Annotated in this window: 20 protein-coding genes and 2 tRNA genes; 18 read left to right on the top strand and 4 right to left on the bottom strand. The window is 68.9% G+C overall.

From position 1 onward, the window contains the following. Nucleotides 1-25: 25 nt before the first annotated feature. The 7 genes from PC39_RS04640 (at nucleotide 26) to PC39_RS04670 (ending at nucleotide 5,875) form a co-directional block, all read left to right on the top strand. Nucleotides 26-772, top strand: coding sequence for a glycerophosphodiester phosphodiesterase (locus tag PC39_RS04640; protein WP_353252196.1), 747 nt, complete (start codon nucleotides 26-28; stop codon nucleotides 770-772). Between the two features lie 31 nt (nucleotides 773-803). Continuing rightward, complete coding sequence (locus PC39_RS04645; protein ID WP_353252197.1) at nucleotides 804-1,760, top strand: DnaJ C-terminal domain-containing protein; 957 nt, start codon at nucleotides 804-806, stop codon at nucleotides 1,758-1,760. Next, nucleotides 1,760-2,083: a chaperone modulator CbpM gene (locus PC39_RS04650; RefSeq protein ID WP_353252198.1), complete on the top strand. Its 324-nt coding sequence runs from the start codon at nucleotides 1,760-1,762 to the stop codon at nucleotides 2,081-2,083. Before PC39_RS04645 ends, PC39_RS04650 begins: the two co-directional genes overlap by 1 nt. A gap of 64 nt (nucleotides 2,084-2,147) precedes the next feature. Beyond that, nucleotides 2,148-3,536: an ABC1 kinase family protein gene (locus PC39_RS04655; RefSeq protein WP_353252199.1), complete on the top strand. Its 1,389-nt coding sequence runs from the start codon at nucleotides 2,148-2,150 to the stop codon at nucleotides 3,534-3,536. A gap of 158 nt (nucleotides 3,537-3,694) precedes the next feature. Continuing rightward, on the top strand, nucleotides 3,695-5,071 hold the full coding sequence (locus tag PC39_RS04660; protein ID WP_353252200.1) for a DUF1329 domain-containing protein: 1,377 nt from the start codon (nucleotides 3,695-3,697) through the stop codon (nucleotides 5,069-5,071). 88 nt (nucleotides 5,072-5,159) lie between these two features. Next, nucleotides 5,160-5,651 carry a DUF2505 domain-containing protein gene (locus tag PC39_RS04665; protein ID WP_353252201.1) on the top strand — a complete coding sequence of 164 codons (492 nt, stop codon included), beginning with the start codon at nucleotides 5,160-5,162 and terminating at the stop codon, nucleotides 5,649-5,651. After that, nucleotides 5,648-5,875 carry a DUF2970 domain-containing protein gene (locus PC39_RS04670; RefSeq protein ID WP_353252202.1) on the top strand — a complete coding sequence of 76 codons (228 nt, stop codon included), beginning with the start codon at nucleotides 5,648-5,650 and terminating at the stop codon, nucleotides 5,873-5,875. The genes PC39_RS04665 and PC39_RS04670 overlap by 4 nt, the downstream gene beginning before the upstream one ends. An 87-nt stretch (nucleotides 5,876-5,962) precedes the next feature. Here PC39_RS04670 and mutS read toward each other — a convergent pair whose 3' ends face one another. Continuing rightward, nucleotides 5,963-8,542: a DNA mismatch repair protein MutS gene (mutS, locus tag PC39_RS04675; protein WP_353252203.1), complete on the bottom strand. Its 2,580-nt coding sequence runs from the start codon at nucleotides 8,540-8,542 to the stop codon at nucleotides 5,963-5,965. Nucleotides 8,543-8,630: 88 nt separating this feature from the next. Here mutS and PC39_RS04680 point away from each other — a divergent pair, with 88 nt between their 5' ends. The 9 genes from PC39_RS04680 (at nucleotide 8,631) to PC39_RS04720 (ending at nucleotide 15,914) form a co-directional block, all read left to right on the top strand. Next, nucleotides 8,631-9,137 (top strand): CinA family protein, encoded by a 507-nt coding sequence (locus PC39_RS04680; RefSeq protein ID WP_353252204.1) that lies wholly within the window; start codon nucleotides 8,631-8,633, stop codon nucleotides 9,135-9,137. Further along, nucleotides 9,127-9,663: an RNA 2',3'-cyclic phosphodiesterase gene (thpR, locus tag PC39_RS04685; RefSeq protein ID WP_353252205.1), complete on the top strand. Its 537-nt coding sequence runs from the start codon at nucleotides 9,127-9,129 to the stop codon at nucleotides 9,661-9,663. The genes PC39_RS04680 and thpR overlap by 11 nt, the downstream gene beginning before the upstream one ends. A gap of 38 nt (nucleotides 9,664-9,701) precedes the next feature. Beyond that, nucleotides 9,702-10,757 (top strand): recombinase RecA, encoded by a 1,056-nt coding sequence (recA, locus tag PC39_RS04690; protein ID WP_353252206.1) that lies wholly within the window; start codon nucleotides 9,702-9,704, stop codon nucleotides 10,755-10,757. A 12-nt stretch (nucleotides 10,758-10,769) separates the two neighbouring features. Continuing rightward, nucleotides 10,770-11,228 carry a regulatory protein RecX gene (locus PC39_RS04695; RefSeq protein ID WP_353252207.1) on the top strand — a complete coding sequence of 153 codons (459 nt, stop codon included), beginning with the start codon at nucleotides 10,770-10,772 and terminating at the stop codon, nucleotides 11,226-11,228. Nucleotides 11,229-11,343: 115 nt separating this feature from the next. Beyond that, nucleotides 11,344-13,977 carry an alanine--tRNA ligase gene (gene alaS, locus PC39_RS04700; RefSeq protein ID WP_353252208.1) on the top strand — a complete coding sequence of 878 codons (2,634 nt, stop codon included), beginning with the start codon at nucleotides 11,344-11,346 and terminating at the stop codon, nucleotides 13,975-13,977. Between the two features lie 28 nt (nucleotides 13,978-14,005). Beyond that, nucleotides 14,006-15,277 carry an aspartate kinase gene (locus tag PC39_RS04705; protein WP_353252209.1) on the top strand — a complete coding sequence of 424 codons (1,272 nt, stop codon included), beginning with the start codon at nucleotides 14,006-14,008 and terminating at the stop codon, nucleotides 15,275-15,277. An 89-nt stretch (nucleotides 15,278-15,366) separates the two neighbouring features. Further along, nucleotides 15,367-15,576: a carbon storage regulator CsrA gene (gene csrA / locus PC39_RS04710; protein ID WP_353252210.1), complete on the top strand. Its 210-nt coding sequence runs from the start codon at nucleotides 15,367-15,369 to the stop codon at nucleotides 15,574-15,576. Nucleotides 15,577-15,667: 91 nt separating this feature from the next. Then, nucleotides 15,668-15,760: transfer RNA gene (locus PC39_RS04715), tRNA-Ser, on the top strand. A gap of 77 nt (nucleotides 15,761-15,837) precedes the next feature. Next, nucleotides 15,838-15,914, top strand: a tRNA-Arg gene (locus tag PC39_RS04720). Nucleotides 15,915-16,401: 487 nt separating this feature from the next. Here the strand turns inward: PC39_RS04720 and PC39_RS04725 are convergent. Then, the gene (locus tag PC39_RS04725; RefSeq protein ID WP_353252211.1) at nucleotides 16,402-17,832 is read right to left on the bottom strand and encodes an MASE1 domain-containing protein; all 1,431 of its coding nucleotides are present in this window, start codon (nucleotides 17,830-17,832) and stop codon (nucleotides 16,402-16,404) included. A 311-nt stretch (nucleotides 17,833-18,143) separates the two neighbouring features. Here PC39_RS04725 and PC39_RS04730 point away from each other — a divergent pair, with 311 nt between their 5' ends. Both PC39_RS04730 and PC39_RS04735 read left to right on the top strand, forming a co-directional pair. Continuing rightward, nucleotides 18,144-21,056 carry a bifunctional diguanylate cyclase/phosphodiesterase gene (locus PC39_RS04730; protein WP_353252212.1) on the top strand — a complete coding sequence of 971 codons (2,913 nt, stop codon included), beginning with the start codon at nucleotides 18,144-18,146 and terminating at the stop codon, nucleotides 21,054-21,056. A 37-nt stretch (nucleotides 21,057-21,093) separates the two neighbouring features. Further along, nucleotides 21,094-21,627, top strand: coding sequence for a SprT family zinc-dependent metalloprotease (locus tag PC39_RS04735; RefSeq protein ID WP_353252213.1), 534 nt, complete (start codon nucleotides 21,094-21,096; stop codon nucleotides 21,625-21,627). A gap of 195 nt (nucleotides 21,628-21,822) precedes the next feature. Here PC39_RS04735 and PC39_RS04740 read toward each other — a convergent pair whose 3' ends face one another. Then, nucleotides 21,823-22,854 carry a 3-oxoacyl-ACP synthase III family protein gene (locus PC39_RS04740; RefSeq protein ID WP_353252214.1) on the bottom strand — a complete coding sequence of 344 codons (1,032 nt, stop codon included), beginning with the start codon at nucleotides 22,852-22,854 and terminating at the stop codon, nucleotides 21,823-21,825. Between the two features lie 236 nt (nucleotides 22,855-23,090). Continuing rightward, entirely contained in the window at nucleotides 23,091-25,934 is a 2,844-nt protein-coding gene (uvrA, locus tag PC39_RS04745) for an excinuclease ABC subunit UvrA (protein WP_353252215.1), read from the bottom strand. Nucleotides 25,935-26,068: the final 134 nt, after the last annotated feature.

The raw sequence follows: 26,068 nt of genomic DNA on the forward strand, positions 1-26,068 counted from the left end.
CGCGCGGCGTGTATCTTTTCGGTCAATGGCTGTCCCGCTCGTCATCGCCCATCGCGGCGCCTCGCACGGTTTTCCGGAGAACACCGCGGCGGCGTTCGACGCGGCGCTGGAAGAGGGCGCGGACGGGATCGAGCTGGACCTGCAGCTCACCGCCGACGGGGTGGTCGCGGTCTATCACGACAAGGCGCTGGACAAGCTGGGACTGGCCCGGCGCCATGTGAGTCAGTGCCGCTGGGACGAACTCGTGCGCCGGGACGCGGGGCGCTGGTTCGCCGGGCGCGAGACCGGTCACCGGGTGCTGCGTCTGGACGAGGTGCTCGCGGGCTGGGGCGGCCGCACCCGGTTGTACCTGGAGATCAAGAACACCGAGGGACTCGCCGGCCGGGCGCGGCACCGCGAGCTGGCGCGCCGGGTGGCCGCCGAGGTGCGGGCGCACGGTCTCGACGAGGCGGTCGAGATACTGTCCTTCCACGACAGCGCCCTGCGGGACGTGCATGCGGTCGCGCCGGGGCTGCCCCTGGTCCGTAACCTGCGCTGGGTGCCGGGCGTGCGCGGCCTGCGCCGTTCGCCCCTGCCGTTGGCGGCGGTCTGTGTCGCGATCGAGCGCTTCGGACCCGAGACGGTGCCCGCGCTCGATCGTCTGGGCATGCCGCGCTATGCCTATACCTGCGACGACGCCCCGGCCTTCCGGCGCGCCCTGTCCCTGGGAGTGTCCGCGATCATCAGCAACCGGCCCGAGGCTGCGCGCGAGTGGCTGACGCGCTACGCTTGAAAGCCACGGGATCGCCCCTACTCAATGCCGCATGGAGTTCAAGGACTATTACGAGATACTCGGGGTCGAGCCCGACGCGGACCAGGACGCGATCCGGCGCGCCTACCGCAAGCTCGCCCGCAAGTACCATCCCGACGTCAGCGACGAACCCGACGCCGAGTCGCGTTTCAAGGACGTCAGCGAGGCCTACGAAGTCCTGAAGGATCCGGAGAAGCGCGCGGCCTATGACCAGGTCCGCTCGCAGCCGCGCGGCGGCGCCGGCGGCGGCGCGGACTGGGGGCCGCCGCCGGGCTGGGAGAGCGGCTTCGACTTCGGCGGCGGCGGGTTCACGGACGCCGATGCCGCCGGCTTCTCGGAGTTCTTCGAGACCCTGTTCGGCGGCCGGCGGCGCGGCCCCGGCGCCGGCGGCTTCTCGACGCGCGGCGCGGACCAGCGGGCCCGCATCACCATCGATCTGGACACGGCCTACCATGGCGGCGAGCGCACCCTGACGCTGCAGGAGCCGGCCATGGACGCGCAGGGCCGGGTCACCCAGCGCACGCGCAACCTGAAGGTGCGGATCCCGCCGGGCGTGACCGACGGCCAGCATATCCGCCTGCGCGGCCAGGGCGAGCCCGGCGCCGGCGGCGGCCCGCGCGGGGATATATTGCTGGAGGTCTCGCTGGCGCCGCACCCGTTGTTCTCGGTCGAGGGCCGCGATGTCATCCTGACCCTGCCGGTGGCGCCGTGGGAGGCCGCCCTGGGGGGCAAGGTGCCGGTGCCCACGCTGGACGGTCGGGTGGACCTGACCGTGCCCGCCGGATCGCAGTCCGGACGCAAGCTGCGGCTCAAGGGCCGCGGCCTGCCCGGCAAGACCAAGGGCGACCAGTACGTGGTGCTGCGCATCGTCACGCCGCCGGCGGACAGCGAGGATGCCAAGGCGGCCTACCGCCGGCTGGCGGAGGCGACGTCCTTCGATCCGCGGGCCCATCTCTACGGAGGTCGCTGATGGCAGCAAGCAAGACGACGTCCGCCGAGCCGCTCGAGCCGGATACCCCGTTCGATCTCGCCGAGCTGTGCGGGACCTGCGGCGTATCCGCCGAGTGGGTTATCGAGCTGGTCGAGGAAGGCATCCTGGAGCCGGTCGCCTACGGCCGCCGCGGTCCGCGTTTCACCGCCGTCGCCGTGCGCCGGGTCCAGACCGTGCGCCGTCTGCAGCGCGACCTGGGCGTGAACCGGGCCGGCGCCGGTCTGGCGGTCGAACTGATCGAGGAGGTGGAGACGCTGCGGCGCCGGGTGCGCATGCTGGAGAGTCAGCTCTTCGGAGACTGAGCCGCGGCGGGGGCCGCCGGCCCCCGGTGCTACAATCCACGGCCGATCGGGAGCTCCTCTGCAGATGGCCGACGACAAGTACAAGCGTCCCCTCAAACTCAAGACCCGCGCCTTCGACCGCAATCTCGCCATGGCCCGCATGGGCGTGGTCGCCGGCACCCAGTTCGCCGGACACACGGTGCGCAACTTCTTCCGCGGCCGCGAGGCACGCGCCGAGAGCGACCGCACCTTCTATCGCGAGCAGGCCCAGTATCTCGCCGACGAGCTCGGGCGTCTCAAGGGCAGCGTGATGAAGGTGGGGCAGATGCTGTCCGTCTACGGCCAGTACTTCATGCCCCCGGAGGCCCTGGATGTGTTGCGCAGCCTGCAGGACGACAGCCCGCCGGTGGCCTGGTCGGAGCTGGAGCCGGTGGTGCGCGAGCGTCTGGGCGAGGAACGGCTCGCCGAGCTGGATATCGACCCCGAGCCGCTGGCCGCGGCGTCCCTGGGCCAGGTCCATCGCGCGCGGCGGGTCGCGGACGGTCGCGAACTGTGCATCAAGATCCAGTATCCCGGCCTGGCGGAGGCGATCGACAGCGACATCCGCACCCTGACCCATATCGTGCGCATCGCGCGGCTGGTGCCGCGCGGCGTGGAGCTGCACTCGGTGATGGACGAGGTGCGCGACATGATCTACCGCGAGGTGGATTACGCGCACGAGCTCGCCATGACCCGCGCCTATCGCGACCGGCTGGCGGAGGACGACCGCTTCGTCGTGCCCGAGGTGTTCCCGGAGTACTCCACCGAGACGGTGCTGGTGACCTCCTACGAGCCCGGCGAGCACGTGCAGTCGGCCGCGGTGCAGGGATTGTCGCAGGCGCGGCGCAACCGCCTGGCGGAGAACGCGCTGCACCTGTTCTTCCACGAATTCTTCGACTGGGGCCGCGTGCAGACCGATCCCCACTTCGGCAACTACCGCGTGCGCACGGACGCGGACGGCCACGATCGCATCGTCTGCATCGACTTCGGCGCGGTACGCGGTTTCGAGCCGGACTTCCTGGAAGCGTATTACGACATCGTCGCCGGGGCCTACGCGCGCGATCGCGAGCGGGTGATCCGCGGCGCCCGGGGCATCGGTCTGTTGCGCCCGGACTCGCCGCGGTCGGTGCTGGACGCCTTCGCCGAGGTCGGTTTCCTGATGATCGAGCCCTTCTCCGAGTCCCCGCCGGCGGAACTCCTGACGCCGGACGGCGCCTACCGCTGGGGCGAGTCGGACCTGCCCCGGCGGGTCTCGCGCGCGATCTCGCGGGCGGCGATCTCGCGCTGGTTCCGGATCCCTCCGAGAGAGATCGTGTTCCTGCACCGCCGCCTCGGCGGGGTGTTCGTGCTGATGGCGGTCTTGCGCGCGGAATTGCACGGCCGCCCCCTGTTGGGCGATTATCTACAACGCGTGTCGGAGTCGGATGGCGATTGAGTAGGAACATTCCGGTCGCACGCGACTCGAACGAATATTCATCAAACGACATTCACGGGGTTTATCGCGCGCGGTCGCCGTACCGCCCTCGGAGCGGGGAGGAGTCCGATCCACTGGGCGCGGTCGCGTAGACGATCGATCTGAGGAGAGGGAACACGATGAAGTTTCAATCAGCCGCAGTATTCGGCGGCGCGTTGGCCATCGCCGTCGCCGGCGTGTCCACGGCCAAGGTGTCGGAGCAGGAAGCAGCCAAGCTCGGCAACGAATTGACCCCGGTGGGCGCGGTCAAGAAGGGCAACGAGGCGGGCACCATCCCCGCCTGGGATCCGTGGCCGAAGCAGGGCAAGATCAGCGGCGAGGACCTCACCGCCGAGAACTTCCCGGACACCGTCGGCAAGATCCTTGCCGAGGAACCCAAGTTCGTGATCACGGCGGACAACTACAAGCAGTACGCCGACAAGCTCACCGAGGGTCACAAGGCACTGTTCGAGCTGTACCCGGACTACAAGATGAAGGTGTATCCCACGCACCGTAACGTGGGCTACCCGGACAAGGTCGAGAAGTTCACCAAGCAGAACGCCACCACCGCCCATCTGGACGGCTGCAACGACTGCCTGCGCGAGGCCGAGTTCGGGTTTCCGTTTCCGATTCCCCAGAACGGTGCCGAGGCGATCTGGAACCACCGCCTGCGCTGGCGCGGCGAGTATGTCCAGCGCAACAACGACCAGGCGATCGTGCAGCAGGACGGCGCCACCCAGATCACTAAGCTGGTCGAGAACGTCAAGTTCCCGTACACGCTGCTCAACGAGGACGAGCGGATCAAGATCAATGACAAGGACGACATCATGATCTACTACCAGTCCGAGACGGTGGCGCCGCCGCGCAACGCCGGTCAGTACTTGCTGGCCTGGGAGCACGTCGGCTACCGCTCGGCCTGGCTGTACAACCCGGGCCTGCGCCGGGTGCGCCGGGCGCCGAACGTGGCCTACGACAACCCCTACGAGGGCACCGACGGCCAGCAGTTCTACGACCAGGTGGACATGTACAACGGTGCCCTGGACCGCTACAACTACAAGCTGGTGGGCAAGAAGGAGATCATCATTCCGTACAACAACTACGGGGTGAACGATCCGGACTACACCTACCAGGACGATCTCCTGGGCTCCAAGCACTTCAATCAGGACCTGATGCGCTACGAGCTGCACCGCGTGTGGGTGGTGGACTCCTTCCTGCGCGAGGGCACCAGCCACCAGTTCAAGCGGCGCACGTTCTACATCGACGAGGACGGCTGGAACATCGTCGCGGTGGATTGCTACGACAACCGCGACAAGCTCTGGAAGTTCCAGGAGGCGGCGGCGATCAGCTTCCCGCCGCTGCAGATCGCCGGCGGCGTGCCCGAGTTGATCTACGACCTGCAGTCGGGGCTGTACTTCGCCACCGCGATGATCAACGAAGGCAAGCCGAACGATTTCTCCATCACATTGGAGGATCGTTACTTCTCGCCGCAATCGTTGAAGCGCCGCACGTCGCGCTGACGGCGGCGGCGAGCCCGTTCACGGCCGTCGCGGCATCCGCCGCGGCGGCCTCTCTTTGTCCGGCCCACCGACACGTATCGCCCAAGGTATGCGGATAACCGATCAAGCCGATTTCGACAGCGCGCCGGAGGACCTGCTGGCCGCGTTCACCGATCGCGAGTATTTCCTGCGCAAGTACCGCCGGCTCGACGGCGGCGACGTCGAGATCGAGTCCTGCGAGGACGACGGCGAGCGCTTCGTCATCGCCGTGCGCCGGCACCTGCCGCCGGCGGGGCCGCTGCCGGGCTTCGTGCGCAAGCTGGTCGGCAACCGCATCGCGGTGACCCAGACCGATACCTGGCATCGCTCGCGGCAGTGCGGGCGAATCGATATCCTGGTACATGCCGCGCCGGTGGCCGTCGGCGTCGATCTCGACATCGGCCCGCGGGACACGGGTAGCCGCCTGTCCCTGGATTACGAGGTCGACGTGCGCGTGCCCCTGCTGCGCGGTCGCCTGGAGCGTTTCCTGGCGGAGGACATCGTCCGGCGTACCCGTGACGATCTGGATGTGACGAGGCAATTGCTGGAAGAGGGATCATGACAGACGACGAGCGTCGGGAACCGGACGAGCCGCTGACCCTGTGGCAGACCATCATGAGCGTGCTGGCGGCCTTCTTCGGCGTCCAGAGCAGCACCAACCGGCAGCGCGACTTCAGCCGCGGCCGGCCGCTGCATTTCATCCTCATCGGCCTGGTGGCGACCGTGATCTTCGTCCTGGTCCTGGTGCTGGTGGTCCGGCTGGTGCTGGCGCAGGCCGGCGCTTGATTATTGATCAACCACAGGGACGCAGGGGCACGGAGAACCTGGGCAAAGCGTGTCTTTCCCTGTGTCCCCGTGTCTCTGTGGTTCGTTTTATTCTTCCAGAAGCTTTCTGAGACGGTAGAGCAGGGCGTGGGCGTCGCGTGGAGTGACGTCGTCGGGGTCGATGCTCTTGAGCTGCTCGCGTAGCTCGTCGCGGGCCGGCGGCGCGGCTTCCTCGAACAGCGGCATCTGGGGACGGTCCTTCTCCGCCGTTTCGGGGGTCTGGCGCTCCAGCTCCGTCAGGTGCGCGCGGGCCGCGTCCAGCACCGGCCTCGGCACGCCCGCCAGGGCCGCCACCTGCAGACCGTAGCTGCGCGAGGCGGGGCCCGGCTTCACCGCGTGCAGGAACACCAGGGATTCGCCCTCGGCGGTCGGATACTCGCTGGCGTCGAAGTGGACGTTGGCGGTGGCCGGCAGCCGCTGGGCGACCGCGGTGAGCTCGAAGTAGTGGGTCGCGAACAGGGTGAAGGCACGGTTGTGGTGCGCCAGGCGCTCGGCCGTGGCCCGGGCCAGGGCGAGGCCGTCGTAGGTGCTGGTGCCGCGGCCGATCTCGTCGAGCAGCACCAGGCTGTGCTCGGTGGCGTGGTGCAGGATGTGCGCCGTCTCCGCCATCTCCACCATGAACGTGCTCTGGCCGGAGGCCAGGTCGTCGCCCGCGCCGATGCGGGTGAAGATCCGGTCCACCGGGCCGATGGTCGCCGCCGCGGCCGGCACGTAGCTCCCCATGTGCGCCATCAGCACGATCAGCGCGGTCTGACGCATGTAGGTGGACTTGCCGCCCATGTTGGGGCCGGTGATCAGGAGCATGCGCGTGTCGTCGTCCAGCGCCAGGTCGTTGGCGACGAAGGGGCCGTCCAGTACCTGCTCCACCACCGGATGCCGGCCCTCGCGGATGCGGATGCAGGGCGTGGTCACCAGCTCGGGCGCGGTCAGTTCCAGGGCCTCGGCGCGCTCGGCGAGGTTCGCCAGGGTGTCCAGGGCGGCCAGGGCCGCGGCGCAGGCCTGCAGCGGCTCCGTGGCGGCCGCCAGGGTCTCCAGCAACTCCGCGTACAGGGCCTTCTCCCGGGCCAGGGCCCGCTCTCGCGCCGACAGCACCTCGTCCTCGAAACGCTTGAGCTCCGGGGTGATGTAGCGCTCGACCGCCTTCAGGGTCTGACGCCGCGTGTAATCCGCCGGCACCTTGTCGGCGTGGGTCTTGCCCAGCTCGATGTAGTAGCCGTGGACCCGGTTGTAGGCCACCTTGAGTGTGTCCACGCCGGTGCGGGCGCGCTCGCGCGACTCCAGGTCGCGCAGGAAATCGTCGGCATGCCCGGCGATGCCGCGCAGCCGGTCCAGCTCGGCGTCGTAGCCGGCGTCGATCACGCCGCCGTCGCGCAGGACCACCGGGGGTTGCTCGATCAGGGCGCGTTCCAGCAGCTCGCGGGTCTCGCCGTGCTCGCCCATGGCCGCGGCGAGCTCGCGCAGCAGCGGCGAGTCGATGCCGTCCAGGGCGGCGCGCACCGTGGGGACCCGGCCCAGGGCTTCGCGCAGACCGGTCAAATCGCGCGGCCGCGCGCTGCGCAGGGCGATGCGGGTGACGATGCGCTCCACGTCGGCGATCCCGGCGAGGGCGCCGCGCAGGTCCGCGTGGCGGCCCGTGGCGAGTGCGCCGACCGCGTCGTGGCGGCGTCGCAGGGCGTCGCGGTCGCGCAGGGGGCGCGCCGCCCAGCGCCGCAGGCAGCGACTGCCCATCGCGGTGGCGCAGCGATCGAGGACGCCGATCAGGGTGTGCTCGTCGCGGCCGGAGACACTGCGCTCGATCTCCAGGTTGCGGCGCGTGGCCGCATCCAGGACCAGCGCCTCGTCGCGTTGCTCGGTGCGGATGCCACGCAGGTGGGGCAGGGCGCTGCGCTGGGTGCTGCGGGCGTAGTCCAGCAGGGCGCCGGCCGCCGCCACCGCCAGCGGCAACTCTTCGCAGCCGTAGGCGCGCAGGTTGGCCACCCCGAAGTGATCCAGCAGCCGGCGCCGGGCCGAGGCCGGATCGAACTCCCAGGGAGGGCGTGGCTGGGCCCGCGCGTGGTCCTTCAGGGCACTCTCGGTCGTATCCTCGGAGAACAGCAGTTCGGCGGGCTGCAGGCGTGCGAGTTCGGCCGTCAGGCCGGCGGCGTCCGGTACCTCCAGGACCGCCAGATCGCCGCGCGCCAGTTCCAGGGCGGCGATCCCGAAGCCCTCGCGGCCGGCGGCGACCGCGACCAGCAGGTTGGCGTCGCGGGCGTCGAGCAGGGCTTCGTCGGTGACGGTGCCGGGGGTGACCACGCGCACCACCTCGCGGCGCACGGGGCCCTTGGTCTTGCCGGGCGGCTCCATCTGCTCGCAGATGGCGACCGATTCGCCGCGCGCCAGGAGCCGGGCCAGGTATTGTTCGGCCGCGTGCACCGGCACGCCGGCCATGGGGATGGCGGCGCCGGCGGACTCGCCGCGCTGGGTCAGGGTGATGTCGAGCAGCGCCGCGCCGCGCCGGGCGTCGTCGTGGAACAGCTCGTAGAAGTCGCCCATGCGGTAGAACAGCAGCATGTCCGGGTACTCGGCCTTGATGGCCAGGTACTGCTGCATCATTGGGGTGTGGGCGGGTTTGTCGGCGGCGGCGCTCATGGGGCGGGAATGCTATCAAGTTTCCAGCCCCGGAGCGTGCCCTGCCGCGCGACTGGAAACCGGCAACGGGAAACTGGAAACTGACGGCATGACTGACACCGAAGACGCTATCGTCGATCTCGTGGCCGAATTGGCCGTGGCCCTGCCTGCGCGGGGCGAGACCCTGGCCGCCGCCGAATCCTGCACCGGCGGCTGGATCGCCAAGTGCTGCACCGACGTGGCCGGGAGCTCGGCCTGGTTCGAGCGCGGTTTCGTGACCTACTCCAACGCCGCCAAGAGCGACATGCTCGGCGTGCCCGCGTCGCTGATCGAGTCCGAGGGCGCGGTCAGCGAGGCCGTGGTCGCGGCGATGGCGACCGGCGCGCTGGCGCGCAGCCTCGCGGACGTGGCGGTCGCGGTCTCCGGCATCGCCGGGCCCGACGGCGGCACCGAGGACAAGCCGGTGGGCACGGTCTGGTTCGCCTGGGCCGCCGACGGCGATGTCGCCACGGAACGCCGGGTGCTGGCGGGCGACCGCGAGGCCGTGCGGCGGGCGAGCGTGGCCGTGGCGCTGTCGGGGCTATGCGAGCGCCTGCGCGGCCGCGATGCCGGTTGAATCGCGGCGGCTGTTCTTCGCCCTCTGGCCGCCGCGGGACGTGGCCGACGAGATCGCCGTGCGGGCCCGTGACAGCGGTGTGCGCGGGCGGCTCGTGCCGCCCGAGAAGCTGCACCTGACGCTCGCCTTCCTGGGCGATGTGCCGGCGGAACGTATCGACGCGCTGCTGGCGGCCGGCGACGGTATCCGGGCGGTCGATTTCGATCTCTGCCTGTCCCGTCTGGGCTATTTCCGCGGGCCGCGCGCCGCGTGGGTCGGGCCCAAGACGACGCCGGCGCCGCTGGCGGCGTTGGCGGCCGGCGTGCGCGAGGCCGCGGCGGCGGCGGGCATCGGGCGCGAGACGCGCGGCTTCCGGGCGCACGTCACCGTGGCCCGGCGGGCCGAGCCGCCACGCCGCGTCCGGTTGCCGGAACCGGTGGCCTGGCGCCCGGATGCGTTCGAATTGACGGAGAGCGCGCGGGTGGCGGGCAAGGCGGTCTATCGTCCGCTCCGGCGCTGGCCACTCGCGCCGGCATCTGTGGAATAATGGCGCCTTTACCGTAAGCCCGAACCGAGTAGGTCACTATGGACGAAGACCGCAAGAAGGCTCTCGCCGCCGCCCTGTCCCAGATCGAACGCCAGTTCGGCAAGGGGGCGGTGATGCGCATGGGCGACGCCGAGGCGGTGAAGAACGTGCCGGCGATCTCCTCCGGCTCCCTGGGGCTCGATGCCGCCCTGGGCGTCGGCGGCTATCCGCGGGGCCGCGTGGTCGAGATCTACGGCCCGGAGTCGTCGGGCAAGACCACGCTGACGTTGCAGGCAATCGCCGAGGCCCAGAAGGCCGGCGGCACCGCCGCCTTCGTGGACGCCGAGCACGCCCTGGACCCGGTCTATGCCGAGGCCCTGGGCGTGGATGTCGAGAACCTGCTGGTCTCGCAGCCGGACACCGGCGAGCAGGCCCTGGAGATCGCCGACATGCTGGTGCGCTCGGCGGCGGTGGACATCGTGGTGATCGACTCGGTGGCCGCGCTCACGCCCAAGGCCGAAATCGAGGGCGAGATGGGCGACTCCCACGTGGGCCTGCAGGCGCGGCTGATGAGCCAGGCCCTGCGCAAGCTCACCGCGAACATCAAGCGCACCGGCACCCTGGTGATGTTCATCAACCAGATCCGGATGAAGATCGGCGTGATGTTCGGCAGTCCGGAGACCACGACCGGCGGCAACGCGCTCAAGTTCTACGCTTCGGTGCGGCTCGACATTCGCCGGATCGGGTCGATCAAGAAGGGCGACGAGGTGATCGGCAACGAGACCCGGGTCAAGGTGGTGAAGAACAAGATGGCGCCGCCGTTCCGCCAGACCGAGTTCGAGATCCTCTACGGCGAGGGCATCTCGCGCGAGGGCGAGGTCATCGAGCACGGCGTGGCCCAGGGCCTGATCGAGAAGGCCGGCTCCTGGTACAGCTACAACGGCGAGCGCATCGGCCAGGGCAAGGACAACGCCCGCAACTATCTCAAGGAGAATCCCCAGGTCGCCGCCGATCTGGAGGCGGCGATCCGGGAGCGCCTGCTGCCGCCCAAGAAGGAGAAGGCGTCGCAGGCCGAGGAGGCCGCGGAGTCCGGGGAACAGGCCGCCCAGGGCTGATCCACCGAGCCCGTGGCCGCCCCCGAGGACCCGGCGGATCCCGCCGCCATCCGGGCACGGGCCGTGAAACTGCTGGCCCGTCGGGAGCATGCGCCGCGCGAATTGATCTCGAAGCTCGCGCGGCGCGGCTTCGACGAAACGGCGGTCGCCGATGTCGCCGCCGAGCTGGAAGCCGAGAACCTGCTGTCCGAGCGTCGCTACGCGGAAAGCATGGCCCGTAGCCGGGTCGAGCGGGGTCAGGGACCGCTGCGCATCCGGGCGGAACTTTCCGCCCGCGGCGTGGGCGAGGCCGCGATCGACGACGCCCTGGCGGAACTCGACGTCGATTGGGCCGCCCTGGCATCGACCGTGCGTCGCAAGCGGTTCGGTGCCGCCGTGCCGGACGATTTTCCCTCCAAGGCCAAGCAGATGCGCTTCCTGCAGCAGCGCGGTTTCGACGGCGGGACCATCCGCGCCGCCCTGGGGGACTAGGGCGGCACCCCCGTCGCGCCGGCCTACCTACCCGTTCGGTTAGTAGCGCGGGTGCCGTGCGCTTCGGTACCATTGTGCCTTTGCGCCACCGATTTTCGGGCATTGTGACACGGGCATGACGGGCACCAACGCGCTGCGCAGCCAATTTCTGGAATTCTTCGCCGAGCGGGGACATCGCGTCGTCGCCTCGAGTCCGCTCGTGCCCGGCAACGACCCCACGCTCCTGTTCACCAACGCCGGCATGGTGCCCTTCAAGGACGTGTTCCTGGGCCGCGAGAAGCGCGATTACACCCGCGCCGCCTCGGCCCAGCGCTGCGTCCGCGCCGGCGGCAAGCACAACGATCTCGAGAACGTCGGCTATACCGCCCGGCACCACACCTTCTTCGAGATGCTGGGCAACTTCAGCTTCGGCGATTACTTCAAGCGCGAGGCGATCGCCTACGCCTGGGAGTTCCTGACCGGCACCCTCGGTCTGCCGCCCGAGAAGCTGTGGGTCACGGTGTACGAGGAGGACGACGAGGCGGCCGATATCTGGCTCGAGGAGATCGGCGTCTCCGCCGAGCGTTTCTCGCGCATCGGCGCCCACGACAACTTCTGGTCCATGGGCGACACAGGCCCCTGCGGTCCCTGCTCCGAGATCTTCTACGACCACGGCCCGGAGATCGCCGGCGGCCCGCCCGGCACGCCCGAGGAGGACGGCGACCGCTACGTGGAGATCTGGAATCTGGTCTTCATGCAGTACAACCGCACGGCGGACGGCGAGATGGAGCCGTTGCCGAGTCCCTCGGTGGATACCGGCATGGGGCTGGAACGCATCGCCGCGGTGATGCAGGGCACCCACGACAACTACGGCATCGATGTGTTCCGGCGTCTGATCGCCGCCGCGGCCGAGGCCACGGGCCATGCCGACGACGGCGACAGCTCGCTCAAGGTGATCGCCGATCACATCCGCGCCACCGCCTTCCTGATCGTGGACGGTGTGCTGCCGGCCAACGAGGGCCGGGGCTACGTCCTGCGGCGGATCATGCGCCGGGCCATCCGTCACGGCCACAAGCTGGGCGCGCGCGGCGCGTTCTTCCACAAGCTGGTCGCGCCGCTGGTCGACGAGATGGGCGCGGCCTATCCCGAGCTGCGGGACGCCGCGGCGCATGTCGAGCGAGTGATCGGCCAGGAGGAGGCCCGCTTCGAGGAGACCCTCAACCAGGGCATGCGCATCCTGGAGGATGCCATCGCGGGCCTGGATGGGGACACGCTGCCGGGCGAGGTGGTGTTCAAGCTGTACGACACCTACGGTTTCCCGGCCGATCTGACCAACGACGTGGCCCGCGAGCGCGGGCTCAAGATCGACGAGGCCGGCTTCGAGCGCGAGATGGCCGCCCAGCGCGAGCGCGCCCGCGCCGCCAGCCGCTTCGAGGTCGATTACAACGTCAAGGCGCCGGCGGCGGGGGAGACCCGCTTCACCGGCTACGACGCCACCGCCGACGAGGGCCGTGTCATGGCCCTGATGCGCGACGGCGAGACCGTCGAGCGCCTGCGCGAGGGCGAGTCCGGCGTGGTGGTACTGGACGTCACCCCGTTCTACGCCGAGTCCGGCGGCCAGGTCGGGGATACCGGCGTGCTCACCGGCGCCGGCGGCCGCTTCCTGGTCGAGGACACGCAGAAGACCGACGGTCAGCACCTGCATTTCGGGCGGGTCGAGGCCGGCGAGCTCGGCACCGGCGAGCGGATGGAGGCGCAGGTCGACGCCATCCGGCGGGTCGCGGTCGAGCTCAACCATACCGGCACGCACCTGGTGCATGCCGCGCTGCGCGAGATCCTGGGGACGCACGTGCGCCAAAAGGGCTCCCTGGTGGCGCCGGACCGGCTGCGCTTCGACTTCGCTCACTACGAGACGGTGACGCCGGACCTGCTGGCGGATATCGAAAAGCGCGTCAACGAGCAGGTGCGGGCCGACATCGAGGGCGAGTTCTACTACCGCTCCTACGACGACGCCATCGCCGAGGGGGCGTTGGCCTTCTTCGGCGAGAAGTACGGCGATACCGTGCGGGTGGTGCGCTACGGCGACTACTCGGTGGAGCTGTGCGGCGGCACCCATGTCGCGCGCAGCGGCGAGATCGGCCTGTTCAAGCTCACCGAGGAGCGCGGCGTGGCCGCCGGCGTGCGTCGCATCGAGGCGGTGACCGGCGAGGCGGCCCTGGCCGGCGTCCAGGCCGGCGAGGCCCGCGTGCGGCGCCTGGCCGAGCGCCTGCGGGCCGCGCCGGTGGAACTCGAGGACAAGCTGGACAAGCTGATCGAGCGCAACGCCGCGCTCGAAAAACAGGTGGATCAGCTCGGCCGCAAGATGGCCTCGGCGCAGGGCGGGGATCTGGCCGCGCGCGCGGTGACCGTCGCCGGGGTGCCGGTCCTGGCCGAACGGCTCGACGGCGCCGACCGCAAGACCCTGCGCGACACCGTCGACCAGCTCAAGAACAAGCTGGGCAGCGGCGTGGTCGTGCTCGGCGCCGAGGAGGACGACGGCAAGGTCGCCTTGATCGCGGGCGTTACCAAGGATTTGACCGACCGGGTGCGCGCCGGCGACCTGGTCAACTTCGTCGCCGGCAAGGTCGGCGGCCGTGGCGGCGGCCGGCCGGACATGGCCCAGGCCGGCGGCAGCGAGCCGGCACAGCTCGATGCGGCCCTTTCCGGCGTCCGGGATTGGGTTGCGGACGTACTTGGCGAGACGGCGGGCACCGCCGCCTCCAATTCATAGCGCGCCAGGGAGACCCGGCAGGAACCGTATGGCCTTAATCGTTCAGAAGTACGGCGGATCGTCCGTCGGCAGTGTCGAGAAGATCCGCCGGATCGCCGACAAGATCAAGGGCTACCGCGACCGCGGCGACGATGTCGTGGTCGTGGTTTCCGCGATGGGCGGCGAGACCGATCGTCTGCAAGGACTGGCGGACGAGATCGGGCACACCTATCCGCGCGAGATGGACGTGCTGTTGTCGACCGGCGAGCAGGTCACCATCTCGCTGCTGTCGATGGCGCTGCGCAACGCCGGCGTGGATGCGCGCTCGTTCACCGGCTGGCAGGTGCCCATCCGTACCGACGCGGCCCACACCAAGGCCCGCATCCAGGAGATCGACGCCCAGCACCTGCGCGACGAGCTGGGTGCCGGCCGCGTGGTGGTGGTCGCCGGCTTCCAGGGCGTGGACGAGAACGAGAACATCACGACACTCGGGCGCGGCGGGTCCGACACGACCGCCGTGGCCCTGGCGGCCGCGCTGAAGGCCGACGAGTGCCAGATATTCACCGACGTCGACGGGGTCTATACCACCGATCCGCGCGTGGTGTCCGGCGCCCGCCGACTCGAGAAGATCACCTTCGAGGAGATGCTGGAGATGGCCAGCCTGGGCTCGAAGGTGCTGCAAATCCGTGCCGTGGAGTTCGCCGGCAAATACGGCGTGCCGCTGCGGGTGCTGTCCACCTTCGAGGACGGACCCGGCACCCTGATCACCTTGGAGGAAGACGTGGAAGAGCCAATCGTATCCGGCATCGCCTTCACCCAGGACGAAGCGCAGCTTACCGTGCTCGGCGTCCCGGACCGGCCGGGCATCGCCTATTCGCTGCTCGGACCGATCGGCGAGGCCAACATTGAAGTGGACATGATCCTGCAGAACGTGTCCGGTGACTCGTCCAGCGATTACACGCTGACCGATTTCACGTTCACCGTGCACCGGCGCGACTACGAGCGGGCCAAGGAACTGCTCGAGGAGGCCGCGACCACGCTGGGGGCGCGTGAGGTCGCCGGCAACACCAACATCGCCAAGGTGTCGCTCGTCGGCGTGGGCATGCGTTCCCACGCCAACGTCGCGTCCCGGATGTTCAAGGCGTTGTCGGAGGAGAACATCAACATCCGGATGATCTCGACCACCGAGATCAAGATTTCGATTGTGCTGGAGGCGAAGTACCTGGAACTTGCGGTGCGCGCCCTGCACGATGCCTTCGGGCTCGAGCAGGCGCCGGAGGAGGTCGACAGTGAGTTGACTCCCCGCAGCGAACAGGCCTAGAGAAGATTGGGCGACTGGAAAGCCCGACCATGCCGGCAACGTATCGGCATTTGTATTGTCAACCGTGCTAGGAACAGCGGGAGGACCGCATGCTTATTTTGACTCGTAGGATTGGAGAATCGGTCGTTATCGGGGACAAGATCTCCGTGACCGTGTTGGGCGTGAAAGGAAACCAGGTTCGTCTGGGCGTGAATGCGCCGCGTGACGTTTCCGTTCACAGGGAAGAGATCTACGCCAAGATTCAGAGCGAGGGCGAAACCGCCGTCGACGAATCGGCGTCGGACCCCTCTTCCGGCTGACGGCCTTTACCTGGGCGGCCGCCGCCGCTATCCTATGCGCCCCCGGTGACGAGCCGGGGGCAACCTGCTCTCTCGCGGGCGAGTACAGACCGGAGAGGTGGCCGAGTGGCTGAAGGCGCTCCCCTGCTAAGGGAGTAAGGGGTTTATAGCCCCTTCGAGGGTTCGAATCCCTCCCTCTCCGCCACTCGGATACCGCTGGCCGGTAACGAGAGGGCAGGGCCGGATGACGTGGCATCACGTCGCCCAGGCAAAACCAGATACGCGCCCGTAGCTCAGTTGGATAGAGCGCGTGGCTACGAACCACGAGGTCGGGAGTTCGAATCTTCCCGGGCGCGCCAAGCATCGAAAGGGGCCCATCGAGTGATGGGCCCTTTTTCGTGTCCGGGATCGTATTCGAACTCCCGACCCATCAAGGACACGGGAGTTCGATAAATCGCGCCAGGGACGGCGCGATTAACCGCGCGGCGCCGGCCGCGCGGGCCCGAAGGGCGAGCGACAGGAAGTCGCGAGTAATCTTCCCGGGCGCGCCAAGTATCGAAAGGGGCCCATCGAGTGATGGCCCCTTTTTCGTGGCCGGGATCGTATTCGAACTCCCGACCCATCAAGGACACGGGAGTTTGATAAATCGCGCCATCCGGCGTTGCGTAGCTTGGCCTTGGCACCCAGCCAAGGCACGGCGCCACGCGCCTTGCCTGGCACGATTTTGGACTGCAACGCGACAGCGCGCTAAGTGCGGACAGCCCCCTATGCGAGTAATCTTCCCGGGCGCGCCAAGCATCGAAAGGGGCCCATCGAGTGATGGGCCCGTTTTCGTGTCCGTCACCGTCAATGATGGACGGTCCCGGGGCGGGCGGCGATCCGCGTGAGAATCCGTTCGGCGTGGTTCTGGCGGCTGGAATCCGAGAGCAGCAACAGGGCCAGGGCGAGACTGTAGATCACGCCCGCCGCGGCCGTGACCAACGCGTGTGCCATCCAGTCGCCGCTGTAGCTGGAGGGCAGGCCGGCGACCTCCAGGTGCCAGGTGTGCCCGTGCAGTTCGATATTCCCCTGCCACAGGAACGGATCCGGCCGTTGGCCGGGTGTCTGCCGGAGCAGCCGGACGGTCCGTCCCGGCCCGCCGTTCGTGCGTAGCGTCACGTTCAGCATGCCGGCCGTCTCGGGCGGCAGGGCGTCCGTGGAGATGCGGGAAAGGTCGAGCGCCGCCAGCAGGCGTCCGTCGGTCCCGTCCCGCCCGACCGCCGTCGCGAGCAGCGCAGCGGTATCGCCGTCCGTCCCGGCGGGCAGGTAGAGGCGCCGGTCGCCGGGCGCGGGCCGTTCCGGGAGCAGGTAGCCGGACAGGTCCGGAACGGCGTCGTCGGCGGGCAGCCGGTAGCCCGTTTCCGCGCTGTCGGCGGGCTGCCAGGCGACCCACCTCAGGTTCGATTCCGGGCCGATCTGGCGCGAGGCGATGCGCTCGAATTCGGCCCGCGTGACATGCTCCGATCCCTCGAACAGGCTCGCCAGAAGGTCCAGGGTCCGGCTGCCGTGACCGATGTCGGATTCCAGTTGCGACGCGATATCGGCACCGGTGTGACGGAACTCGGCGTCATGCCGCTGGGACAGCAGGAACGACGTGCCGACCTGCGCGATGACCACGGGGGCGCAGGCCAGCACCAGCGGCAGACCGACGGAGGTCAGACGGGGCCGCCAGATTTTCCTGGGTTCGCCGACCAGGCAAAGACCGAGCAGGCCGAACAGGATGGCGCCGACCGTGTCGCCCAGCCACCAGGTGAACCAGTGCACGCCGATCGGTTCACGACCGAACGCGCCGTTGCCGTACAGGGCCACGGTCGCCACCGAGGCGGCGATCAGGCTGGCGACCGGGCCCGACAGCGTCAGGAACCGCACGATCGCCCTCGGCGTGCGTAGCTCGACGGGCCGGCCCACGAACCGAGTGACGAGCCAGGCCGCGACGGCCGCCTGAAGCGTGGAGCCGGCGCCGATCAGGGCGGCGAGCCCGAGGCTCGTGCCGACCTGGGGTGTCGCGAGCGTATCGGCCAGAAACCCGAAATTGAGCACGGCCGCGCCCAGGAAGATGCCGGGCAGGTAGCGGTAGCCGCCGCAAAGCACGGCGACCAGGGCGATACCGGCGGGTGGCCAGATACCGGTGGCATAGCTCGGCTCGGGGGCGAGCATGATGCTGAGGCGGCCCATGGTCCAGTAGAGCAGGGCGAGCCAGAGATTGATCTTGAGGCGTCGTGCGAGGTTGAAAAGCATGGTGACACTGCGATGGGAATGGCCGCATGGCGCGGATCGTCGATATTGTCGATAGGCCGGGCACAACTGGCCCCGGATCCGACACGGAACGCCGGCCTTCGAACCGGCGTCATTCGAGGGTCTGCAACCGCAAACGGGCATCATGGTCCGTGTTACCGGTCCGCACGCCCGTTCTCACGCGGCAAGCGAATCGACAATGCCGGTATCGGCCGTTACTCCGGTTGGTTGAGGCCGTATTTTCCCGGGCTCAAGAAACGGCATGCGTCGGCCGATAACAGGAAGTCGCAGCAATGCCGGTGCCGGCCTCCTTCATGCGTTCGAATCCCGTTCAAGGCTCCAGTGCGTGCTCCACCGGCGGCTCCGGTGGTTCGGAGCGAGGCGCCGGTGATGACGAGAGCTGGTGGCGCCACGCCGTCGAGGCCGGCGGCCTCGGCGTATGGGACTGGCACGTGCCGAGCGGGCGTGTCCGGTTCTCGCGGGAATGGAAAGCGATGCTCGGCTATGCCGACCATGAGATCGGCGATTCCCTGGAGGAATGGTGCAGCCGTATCCACCCCGAGGACAGGGGGCGCTGCGAGACCGATCTCCAGGCCCATCTCGACGGCATCACGGAAAGCTATGTCAACGAGCACCGCATGCGCCGCAAGGACGGCGACTGGATGTGGATCCTCGACCGCGGCCGCGTGATCGAACGAGACACCGACGGCCGGCCCCTGCGCATGATCGGCACACATGTCGCCATCGACGAGCGCAAACGCGTGGAAGCGGAGCGCGACAGCGGCGAGCGCCGGTTCCGTGCGATCTTCGAGACCATGTTCCAGTTCACCGGCCTGATGGAGCCGGACGGTACCCTGATCGAGGCCAATCGGGCCGCCCTGGCGTTTGCCGGGATCGAGCGGGACGAGGCCGTCGGGCTCAAGGTCTGGGACTGCCCCTGGTTCCGGTACGACACCTCGATCCAGAACGACCTGCGCACCGCGGTGACGCGGGCCGCGGCGGGCGGTTTCGTGCGTTATCAGATACCGATCCGCGGTGCCGACGACCGCGAGCTGATCATCGACTTCTCGCTGATGCCGGCCTACGACGAGGCTGGGGATCTGCTCTACCTGGTGCCCGAGGGGCGCGACATCAGCGAGACCATCGCGGCCCAGGAGGCGTTGCGGGAGAGCGAGCGGCGCTTTGCGCTGACATTCAGCCAGGCGCCCATCGGCCTCGCCCTGGTGGCGACGGACGGCACCTGGCTCTCCGTGAACCGCGAAATCTGCGAGATCGTGGGCTACGGCGAAGATGAGTTGCTGGCGGGGCGTTTCCAGGACATCACCCATCCCGACGACCTGGAAACCGACCTGGACCACGTCCGGGATCTGCTCGCCGGCCGCCGCGACGTCTATCGCATGGAAAAGCGCTACCTGCACAAGCAGGGACACGTCGTGCCCGTGCAACTGGATGTCGCGCTGCTGCGCGACAGTGCCGGTAAGCCGGTGCACTTCATCGCCCAGATTCAGGACATCAGTCAGCGGCGCGCGCACGAGGCGGCCCTGTTCGAGGCCAAGGAACTCGCCCAGGTGACCCTCAACTCGATCGGCGAGGGGGTGATCCGGGTGGACGGGGACGGGCTCGTGACCCTGGTCAATCCCTCGGCCTGCGAGCTTATCGGTTCGCGGGAAGAAGACCTGCTCGGCCGGCCGTTCGACGAGGCGGTGGGGCTCTACGATCCCGACCGCGACGAGCGGCTCGAGGACCCGGTCGGGCACGTGCTGCGATCCGGAACGCGCTCCTCCGTGCCGGTGTTCACGCGACTGCGGCGCCGGGACGGACGCTTGCTGCCGATCTCCGACTCCGTATCGCCGGTGCGCGGCAGCGACGGCTCGGTGATGGGCGCGGTATTCGTCTTCCAGGATGTCAGCGAGATCCAGGCCATGGCCGCCGAGCTGGAGTACCTGGCCCGCCACGACACGCTGACGTCCCTGCCCAACCGGCGTGCTTTCGACGAGACCCTGGAGGCCTACTGGCGGGATGCGCGCGCGGGCCGGCGTGGCGCCTATCTGCTGTACCTCGACCTGGATCAGTTCAAGGCCATCAACGACACCTGCGGCCACGCCGCCGGCGACACGCTCCTGTGTGAGCTGGCCGCGCTGCTCAAGTCGGAGCTGCGGGGCGACGACTTCCTGGCCCGTATCGGCGGCGACGAGTTCGCCGCCATCGTCGAGACCGGCGATCCCGAGATCGCGGACCTGGTGGCCCGCAAGCTGATCCGCGTGATCACCGACCACGAGTTCTCCCACCAGGGGCGTATCTTCGGTGTCGGCCTCAGCGTGGGCATCACGCCGGTGGACGCGCATGCGGAACGCCATTCCGATCTCCTGGCCCAGGCCGACACGGCGCTGTATGCCGCCAAGGAGTCCGGCCGCGGCTGCCATCGCAGCTTCCGCAGCGGCGACGAATCGATCCAGCAGGTACGGACCAGCCTGGATGTCGGCCAGCGGGTGAAGTTCGCACTGGATCACGACGCCTTTTCTCTGTTCCTGCAGCGCATCGTGGATGCCGCCGCCGACACCCGCGGCTACGAGGTCCTCCTGCGTCTCGACGACGACGACGGCGGTTACGTCACGCCCGACGTGTTCCTGCCGGCGGCGCGCAAGCTGGGCCTCCTGGGACGCATCGACTACTGGACCGTGGCCTCGGCCCTGGCCTTGATACAGCGCCTGCGCCGCGACGGCCTGTGGCCGACGGACGCCTTCCTGTCCATCAACCTCAGTGCCTGGAACCTGCGCGACGCCGAATTCATGGACCGGTTGCTGCAGCTCGTGGACGACCATGAGGTCCCGGGCGGGCTGGTCCGGTTCGAGATCACCGAGACCGAGGAGCTGGGCGATGTCGCCCACCCGGAGTTGATCGGGGAACTGCGGGCCCGCGGCTACAAGGTCTGGGTGGACGACTTCGGCACCGGCTACAACTCCTGGGACCTGCTCAAACGCTTCGAGGTGGACGGCGTCAAGGTCGACGGCAGCTTCATCCGCGACCTGGATCGCGACCCGGTGGGCGGCGTGATGGTGTCCGCGATCATCGAGCTGGGCCGGGAGAAGAACTGGGAGATCGTGGCCGAAGGCATCGAGAACACGGCGACGGTGGCCGATCTCGCGCGCCAGGGCGTGCCGTTGTTCCAGGGGTTCGCATTCCATCGACCGGAGTTGGCCGACCGCGCCCTGGCCGATCGCGCCTGACGTGTCCCGCGCCGCCGGGGATGCGATACTTCGCACCATGCCGACCCCGGATACCGATCCCCGCGAACGGGCGCGGCGCGAGGTCGCCCGCTGGGCCGCGCTGGCGCGCCGGCTCTATCCCCGCCTGCGGTTGCCGGAGCCCGAGGTCCGGTTCGATCTGCGCGGGCAGGGCGCCGGTCAGGCGCGGATACAGCCGCGCGGCAGTCGGCGCCGGCCCGACATCATCCGACTGAACCCGGCCTTGCTCGCCGGCCACCCGCGGGAAATGCTGGAAGAGACGGTGCCGCACGAGATCGCGCACCTGGTGGTCGCCCGTCGCCACGGCCGCCGGGCCGCGCCTCACGGTCCGGAATGGCGTGCGGTGATGGCCGATTTCGGCGTGCCCGCGCGCGCCTGCCATACGCTGCCGGCCGAGCCCAGCCGCCGCCTGCGCCGCTACCGCTACCGCTGCGCCTGCCCGGAGGGCGTGGAACTGACCAGCATCCGCCACAACCGCGCCCGGCGCGGCACCCGCTACCTCTGCCGGCGCTGCGGCGAGACCCTGCGGCGGAGCAGGGACGAGACGGTTTGAATGTAACCACTGAGGCGCGCAGAGGCGCTCAGAGGTAAAGCCATTGTTGTCATGTCGGAGAGCGCGACGGCGCTCTTCCGGGACTGCGTGAAGTGGTCGGCCAGTCGTCAGCCCGGATCCTGCTAGCGCGGAACTGCGGTGACAAGCATGCCGTTAACGCTTCTTCCCTCTGTGCGCCTCCGTGCGCCTCTGTGGTTAGTCCCCGCTCTCTGAAGGCCGCCAAGTCACTAGCGTCGCGCCCCAGGACAGGCCGACGCCGAAGCCCACCAGCATCAGGCGCATGCCGTCGCGCAGCCGGCCCTGCTCGCCCGCGCGGGCCAGGGCGATCGGGATGGAGCAGGACACGGTGTTGCCGATGTCGTTCATGTAGACCCAGAAGCGCGACTCGTCCAGCCCCAGCTTGTTGCGCAGGCCGTTGAGCACCTTGGCGCTGGCCTGGTGCGGGACCACGGCGTCGACATCGTCCAGGGTGATGCCGGCGCGTTCGCAGAGCGTCGCGACGCACTGCGGCACCTCGCGTAGGGAGAAATCCACGATCGCCTTGCCGTTCATGCGCACGTGCCGGGCGCTGCGACGGTTGCCGAAGCGGTCGGCGTATTCCTCCGGCGGGGCGTCGCCGAAGGGCTCGCGCATGCCGCCCATAGGCACGATCAGGTCGCCCGCGCCGCGGCCGTCGGTGCCGTAGACGAAGGGCCCGATCGTGTTCGCCCCGGCGTCGGCCGAGATCACGGTCGCGGCCGCCGCGTCGCCGAACAGGGCGCGCACGCTCTTGTCGCCGGGGTGCACGAACTTGCTGTAGGTGTCGGCGGTGACTAGCAGCAGGCGCCTGGCCTGGCCGGTCTCGATCAGTCCCTTGGCCAGGCCCAGGGCGTAGACGTAGCCGGAGCAGCCCAGGTTGATGTCCAGCGCGCCGGCGGAGGTGGGCAGGCCCAGGCGCTCCTGCACCAGGCAGGCGGTCGTCGGCAGGAAATAGTCCGGCGTCTGGGTGCAGAACAGCAGGAAGTCGAAATCCGCCGCGCACTCCCGGCGCCGCGCCAGCAGGCGCTCGCAGCAGGCCACGGCGAGGTCGGAGGCGCACTCGTCGTCGCCGGCGATGCGACGCATGAGCACGCCGGTGCGCTCCGCGATCTTGTCCAGCGACCAGCCGGGAAACTGCCGGGCCAGCTCCTCGCTGGTCTCGGTGCGCTCCGGCAGCAAATACTCGATGTCCTCGATCACCGCGTGCATGGGCGTCCGCATCCGTCTGACTCAAGCGCGCAAAGATGGCCGGTAAGGCCTCTTGTCGCAAGTCGCGAAAGACAGGGCATTAACCACAGAGACACAGAGGACTCAGAGTTTTAAGAGGCAAAGAGGCACGAAGGACACAAAGCACACGCCATATTGCCTCGTCTTCATCTTGTCTTGCCTTCACGCTCTTCGTGTTTGTCAGCTCTGTGTCTCTGTGCCTCTGTGGTTAGTAATATTTAACCCGCCTTGCGGCGCTTGGCCCCCGGCAGGATGTCGCGCAGGAAGCGACCGGTGTGGGAGGCCTCGACGCCGGCGACTTCCTCGGGGGTGCCGGTGGCGATCACGCGGCCGCCGCCGTCGCCGCCCTCGGGGCCCAGGTCGATCAGCCAGTCGGCGGTCTTGATCACGTCCAGGTTGTGCTCGATCACCACCACCGCGTTGCCGTGGTCGCGCAGACGGCCGAGCACGCGCAGGAGCTGGGCGATGTCGTGGAAATGCAGGCCGGTCGTGGGCTCGTCCAGGATGTACAGGGTCTTGCCGGTGTCGCGCTTGGACAGCTCGCGCGCCAGCTTGATGCGCTGGGCCTCGCCGCCGGACAGGGTGGTCGCGTTCTGGCCCAGCTTGACGTAGGACAGGCCGACGTCCATCAGCGTCTCCAGCTTGCGGCGCAGGGTCGGCACCGGGTGGAAGAATTCCAGCGCCGCCTCGACCGTCATCTCCAGGACCTCGCTGATGGTGTGCCCCTTGTAGCGGACCTCCAGGGTCTCGCGGTTGTAGCGGCGTCCCTGGCAGACGTCGCAGGTCACGTATACATCCGGCAGGAAGTGCATCTCCACCTTGATCACGCCGTCGCCCTGGCAGGCCTCGCAACGGCCGCCCTTGACGTTGAACGAGAAACGGCCGGGCTTGTAGCCCCGGGCGCGGGCCTCGGGGGTGGCCGCGAACAGCTCGCGGATGGGTGTGAACAGACCCGTGTAGGTGGCCGGATTGGAGCGGGGCGTGCGCCCGATCGGGGACTGGTCGATGTCGATCACCTTGTCCAGGTGCGCCAGCCCTTCGATCGCCTCCACCGGTGCCGACCGGGTCACCGCCCGGTTCACCTGCCGCGCGACCGCCGGCAGCAGGGTCTCGTTGATCAGAGTCGACTTGCCGGAACCGGAGACGCCGGTTACGCAGGTGAGCAGACCGAGGCCGATTTCCACGTCCACGCCCTGGAGGTTGTTGCCGCGCGCGCCGCGAACCGTGAGCATGCGCTCGCGGTCGAAGGGCGTGCGCCGTTCGGGCACGGGGATGCTGCGCTGGCCGGCCAGGTACTGGCCGGTGAGCGATGCCTCCACGCCGGCGATCTCGGCGGCGGTGCCCTGGGCGACCACGTGGCCGCCGTGGTCGCCCGCGCCCGGCCCCATGTCGAGCACGTGGTCGGCCTCGCGGATCGCCTCCTCGTCGTGCTCGACCACGATCACCGTGTTGCCGAGGTCGCGCAGCCGTTCCAGCGTGTTCAGCAGGCGCCGGTTGTCGCGTTGATGCAGGCCGATGGAGGGCTCGTCGAGCACGTACATCACGCCCACCAGGCCGGCGCCGATCTGGCTCGCCAGGCGGATGCGCTGGGCCTCGCCGCCGGACAGGGTCTCGGCGCTGCGCGACAGCGTCAGGTAATCCAGGCCGACGTTGACCAGGAACTCCAGACGCTGGCGGATCTCCTTGAGGATGGGCGCGGCGATCTCGCCGCGGTGCCCGGCGATATCGAGCCCGCCCACGGCCTCCAGGGCGCGGCCGATGCCCATCGCCGATAGCGCGGGCAGGGTGGCGTCGGCGACGCGCACATGGCGCGCGGCCCGGTTGAGGCGGGCGCCGCCGCAGTCGGGGCAGGGCTTGTCCGAGAGATAGCGCGCCAGTTCCTCGCGCACCGCGAGCGAATCGGTCTCGGCGTAGCGCCGCTGCATGTTGCGCAGCACGCCCTCGAAGGCGTGGCGCCGGACCTTGCGGCGGCCGCGGGCGTTGACGTAGCGGAACTCGATGCGCTCGTCGCCGCTGCCGTAGAGGATCACGTCGCGCGCGGTTTCGGGCAGGTCCGCCCAGGGTGTCTCCAGGTCGAAGCCGTAGCGCTCGGACAGCGCCTCCAGCATGCCGAAGAAGTAGGGGTTGCGCCGGTCCCAGCCGCGCACCGCGCCGCCGGCCAGGGAAACCGCGGGATCGGTGATCACCCGGTCCGGATCGAACACCGACATCGAGCCCAGGCCGTCGCAGGAGGGACAGGCGCCGTGCGGGCTGTTGAAGGAGAACAGCCGCGGTTCCATGTCGTTGATCGAGTAGCCGCAGACCGGGCAGGCGAAGCGCGCCGAGAACACCTCGGGCTCGTTGCCGCCGCGCCAGGGCATGATCCAGGCGATCCCCTCGGCCAGCCGCAGGGCGGTTTCGAAGGACTCCGCCAAGCGCTGCTGGATGTCGTTCCGGATCTTGAACCGGTCGACCACGACCTCGATGTCGTGCTTGACCTTGGGGTTCAGCTCGGGGACGTCCTCGATCTCCACGACCTCGCCGTCCACGCGCATGCGCACGAAGCCCTGGGCCTGCATCTGCTCGAAGACGTCGCGGTGCTCGCCCTTGCGCGAGCGCACCACCGGTGCCAGCAGCATCCAGGCCGAGTCCGGCTCCTTGGCGAGGGTCTGGTCGACCATCTGGCTGACGGTCTGGATCGATAGCGGTTCGTCGTGGTCGGGGCAGTAAGGGATGCCGCAGCGCGCGAACAGCAGCCGCAGGTAGTCGTGGATCTCGGTGACCGTGCCCACCGTCGAGCGGGGGTTGTGGGAGGTCGATTTCTGTTCGATGGAGATCGCCGGCGACAGCCCCTCGATGCCGTCCACGTCCGGCTTCTCCATCATCGACAGGAACTGCCGGGCGTAGGCGGACAGCGATTCCACGTAGCGGCGCTGGCCCTCGGCGTACACGGTGTCGAAGGCCAGGCTGGACTTGCCCGATCCCGACAGGCCGGTGATCACGATCAGCTTGTCGCGCGGCAGGTCGACGTCGATGTTCTTCAGGTTGTGGGTTCGCGCCCCGCGGATGGCGATCTTGTCCATGTTTGGGCGTCCAGGGCTGGGCCGCAAAGGCCGGAATGGGGAACAACCTGATACTATACTGCGCTGCGCAAAACCCACGCAAAGCGCCCCGGGCGCTTCGCTCATTCTCGATAGCAGCCTGCGTTACGTGATTC

Origin of the sequence: Salinisphaera sp. PC39 (assembly GCF_040361335.1) — a bacterium.
Lineage (GTDB): Bacteria > Pseudomonadota > Gammaproteobacteria > Nevskiales > Salinisphaeraceae > APNM01.

Bases quoted from the DNA above. Each gene is read 5' to 3' on its own strand.
- PC39_RS04640 (WP_353252196.1), top strand. From the start codon at position 26: ATGGCTGTCCCGCTCGTCATCGCCCATCGCGGCGCCTCGCACGGTTTT.
- PC39_RS04645 (WP_353252197.1), top strand. From the start codon at position 804: ATGGAGTTCAAGGACTATTACGAGATACTCGGGGTCGAGCCCGACGCG.
- PC39_RS04650 (WP_353252198.1), top strand. From the start codon at position 1,760: ATGGCAGCAAGCAAGACGACGTCCGCCGAGCCGCTCGAGCCGGATACC.
- PC39_RS04655 (WP_353252199.1), top strand. From the start codon at position 2,148: ATGGCCGACGACAAGTACAAGCGTCCCCTCAAACTCAAGACCCGCGCC.
- PC39_RS04660 (WP_353252200.1), top strand. From the start codon at position 3,695: ATGAAGTTTCAATCAGCCGCAGTATTCGGCGGCGCGTTGGCCATCGCC.
- PC39_RS04665 (WP_353252201.1), top strand. From the start codon at position 5,160: ATGCGGATAACCGATCAAGCCGATTTCGACAGCGCGCCGGAGGACCTG.
- PC39_RS04670 (WP_353252202.1), top strand. From the start codon at position 5,648: ATGACAGACGACGAGCGTCGGGAACCGGACGAGCCGCTGACCCTGTGG.
- mutS (WP_353252203.1), bottom strand. From the start codon at position 8,542: ATGAGCGCCGCCGCCGACAAACCCGCCCACACCCCAATGATGCAGCAG.
- PC39_RS04680 (WP_353252204.1), top strand. From the start codon at position 8,631: ATGACTGACACCGAAGACGCTATCGTCGATCTCGTGGCCGAATTGGCC.
- thpR (WP_353252205.1), top strand. From the start codon at position 9,127: ATGCCGGTTGAATCGCGGCGGCTGTTCTTCGCCCTCTGGCCGCCGCGG.
- recA (WP_353252206.1), top strand. From the start codon at position 9,702: ATGGACGAAGACCGCAAGAAGGCTCTCGCCGCCGCCCTGTCCCAGATC.
- alaS (WP_353252208.1), top strand. From the start codon at position 11,344: ATGACGGGCACCAACGCGCTGCGCAGCCAATTTCTGGAATTCTTCGCC.
- PC39_RS04705 (WP_353252209.1), top strand. From the start codon at position 14,006: ATGGCCTTAATCGTTCAGAAGTACGGCGGATCGTCCGTCGGCAGTGTC.
- csrA (WP_353252210.1), top strand. From the start codon at position 15,367: ATGCTTATTTTGACTCGTAGGATTGGAGAATCGGTCGTTATCGGGGAC.
- PC39_RS04725 (WP_353252211.1), bottom strand. From the start codon at position 17,832: ATGCTTTTCAACCTCGCACGACGCCTCAAGATCAATCTCTGGCTCGCC.
- PC39_RS04730 (WP_353252212.1), top strand. From the start codon at position 18,144: ATGCGTTCGAATCCCGTTCAAGGCTCCAGTGCGTGCTCCACCGGCGGC.
- PC39_RS04735 (WP_353252213.1), top strand. From the start codon at position 21,094: ATGCCGACCCCGGATACCGATCCCCGCGAACGGGCGCGGCGCGAGGTC.
- PC39_RS04740 (WP_353252214.1), bottom strand. From the start codon at position 22,854: ATGCACGCGGTGATCGAGGACATCGAGTATTTGCTGCCGGAGCGCACC.
- uvrA (WP_353252215.1), bottom strand. From the start codon at position 25,934: ATGGACAAGATCGCCATCCGCGGGGCGCGAACCCACAACCTGAAGAAC.